Origin of the sequence: Streptomyces populi, assembly GCF_002911015.1 — a bacterium.
GTDB lineage: Bacteria > Actinomycetota > Actinomycetes > Streptomycetales > Streptomycetaceae > Streptomyces > Streptomyces populi.
The window spans coordinates 1-2667 of sequence record NZ_KZ627073.1 but is presented as its reverse complement, the minus strand read 5'-3'; the positions used below and the strand labels follow the sequence as shown (position 1 = coordinate 2667).

Here is a 2667-nt window from a genome sequence, read left to right as displayed (position 1 = left end):
GGGGTGAGGAGGCGACCAGGCTGGGGCAGGGCCGTACGACTCCATACAGGGGTCGCTGTTTCCCCAGTGCGTACACCGGCACCCCGTAGGCGTACTCCGATGGCGTCGTCGGCTTCTCCGGGATCTCCACCCGCAGGTTCGACTCGCGCCACGCATACTCGGTGACGGCGGTGAACAGTTCGGTCCTCTGCTGCGGCGACAGCTGGCCCCACCACGTTCTAGCCGTTGCCAGTGCCTGCCGCTCCCTCTCCTCCCGCTCGGCCTGCTCCTGGGCGAGACGCGCATCCTCCTGCGCCCTCTCTCTGGCCCGGTGCGCCGCCTCCTCCGCCCACTGCCGATGGACCTTCTCCCAGTGGACGCGGGACTCCTCCTCCCGCTGCTTGCGCTGGCGTTCAGCTTCTTCTGCCTTCCGGGCCTGCTCCTGTTCCTCCCGCTTCTTCTGGCGGGCCTCCCGCTCGGCCTTCGCAGCCTCTTGGCGCTGCCGCATCGCCTCGTGTTTCTCCTGGTCGTCGACCGACTGCAGCGACGTCCACCACAGGCTCCGCCGGAACCGCCACTGCTTGCCGTCGACCACACGGTCGACCCTGCGGTACCGCGGCAGACTCAGCACGGGGACGAGCTGCCCGTGCAGCGCCCAGCGCACGAACTCGGACAGCGGCGCCTCCCGGAACACCCAGCGGCCGGCGGCGAAGTCGAATCCGGCGAGGCCGTCGTCAACGATCCAAGACTGCTCCCGTTCCCCCGGAGGACATACCCGGACCGCCGGTACCGTGCTGATCCACTGCGGCGGTCGTTCGTGCGAGGAGACCCAGCACACCCGGATGCCGTCGTCGACGTAACGGTCGGTGCGGGCGGCAATGTCGTCCAAGGTGATTGGCGACAGCTGCGCCTCCCCGGCCATGCGGTGGGCGCCGTCCACGGACGACGCCATGACGTCCGCGCGCCAGGAGCCGTCCTCGGCCGGTACCTCTAACGTGGCGTACCACCCGGCCGCCCGGATCGCGGCCGCCATCTCCAGCTTGAGCATGTGGTGTTCCCATGACTCGTTCGACATCTCGCACGACGGTGGCCGCCCTGGGTCGTGGCAGAAGAACCGCACGCCGTACCGGGATACCTTGGGGTGCAGGTTCCAGGCGCACTCGGGGCAGACGAGCGGGACGCGTGGACGGACCTTGTGGACCTGGCTCCAGTCCAAACCGCCACCGAGGTTGGGGAGAGTGGCATCGAGACGGCCCAGGTCGGGGTGCAGCGCGGTGAAAGGCATGAATCGCATCTCCTGGCGATCCGGCGTAACTCGTGGCGTATCTGACAGGACAGCAGATAAGCAGGCACCACTGACAGAGCGCCTACGGTCGTCTACTTGGCTGTGCCGCCCCCGGCGTTACGCCGTTGGTCGGCCGGGAACTTCAAGCGCGTCAGGAGACTTCAAGCGATGGGCCGCAACCGGCCCCGTGCAGCTACTGGCACCAACGGCCCCACAGACGGCACGAGATACACGCCACACCAAGCCCACTGTCACGAATTCCGGTCCTGCCAGCACTCCCTTGATGTGACGGGCGCACTGGGTGCCACAAGCAGCATCGAGGGGGACAGGTTGCCAGAGACAGCGATCGGGTTAGCGGCGCTGGGCGCGATATTGAGCGCACGGCTGCTCTACCAGTGGATCCGCAGCCGGACGCAAGTCCAGCTGGTCCGCCTTACCCAGCAGGGCGCCAGCGACCGCGTCCGTGCCCTGCCGCCGGGCAGCAAGGTCACCGAGCGCAGGGCTGGCGAGGAACTGCGCATCGAGGTCGGTACGGCCAGTGGAGACATCCGTGACTGACTTTGAGATCCATCTGGAGACTGCCCAGCTCGAGCTGGAGCCCTTCCGGCAGTACACGATCAGCCACGAACCTGTTGTGTCTGCGCCAGAGCCGCGCATTCCGGTGGCCTCGACGTGATGGGGATCTCGAATTTTGGCTCTGACCGGAATTCCGTGAAATCCCAGGTAGGAGAGCCGCACGCAGGATCATTCAGTCACGGGATGAGCCTGCAGTCACAGGGTCAGGACGATCGGCCCGTAGGCGCTGCAGAACTCGCAATCACAGCTGGCGAGACAGTTCGCCTGGCAATGGGCGGTCGGCCAGAAGCGGGATGCACAGGGGCCTGGGTCGAGCAGCCTCCCGTCGCGGGGCACCGTCCTGTCGCACCAGGTACAGCGGATTGCTGCAGGGACGTCGGCGTCCTGCAACCGCCGGGCCGCCCCGCTGGCCCAGTTCAGCGGGGCTTCCTCCACAACCGTCACAGGGGCGCGGTCGAGGAGAAGCTTGCTACGCCACAGGCTCAGTCCGGTCACCGCTCTGACTGCCTTCAGAGCCTCCTGTCCGCCCTTCCCGGGCTCGGTCACAAGCACGGCGAACCCTGGCTCCTCCACGGACACACCTCCTTCAGCGACGAAGCACGTGGCCCAGTGTGTCGATGAACAGAGCCCTCGTCCCGTCAATTTTCGAAGGTCCTGCCCCCTGAACTGCCACACATCGGGATCTTCACGGAACTGCGGCGAAGAGCGGGGGACTGTAAGACGTTCGGTGTAACTCCCGATCATGGAGGATGCATCGATGCCCAGTGAGAACGTGTCCGAGGCCGAAGGCGCCAAGTCGGCGAAGTCTGTGCCGACGAGGACCGTGG

The 2667-nt window shown here is 66.7% G+C and carries 3 protein-coding genes; 1 reads left to right on the top strand and 2 read right to left on the bottom strand.

Annotated elements, in window-relative coordinates; all coding sequences use genetic code 11:
- Positions 1-1264: competence protein CoiA family protein (locus tag CW362_RS42640; RefSeq protein WP_107502035.1), on the bottom strand; the 1264-nt coding region annotated here is incomplete at its 3' end.
- 330 nt (positions 1265-1594) lie between these two features.
- Between CW362_RS42640 and CW362_RS42635 the strand changes: the two genes are divergently transcribed.
- On the top strand, positions 1595-1822 hold the full coding sequence (locus CW362_RS42635; RefSeq protein ID WP_162684448.1) for a hypothetical protein: 228 nt from the start codon (positions 1595-1597) through the stop codon (positions 1820-1822).
- Positions 1823-2035: 213 nt separating this feature from the next.
- On the opposite strand, the gene CW362_RS45200 is transcribed toward CW362_RS42635, so the two are convergent.
- Positions 2036-2667: ribosomal protein L7/L12 (locus CW362_RS45200; RefSeq protein WP_240658356.1), on the bottom strand; the 632-nt coding region annotated here is incomplete at its 5' end.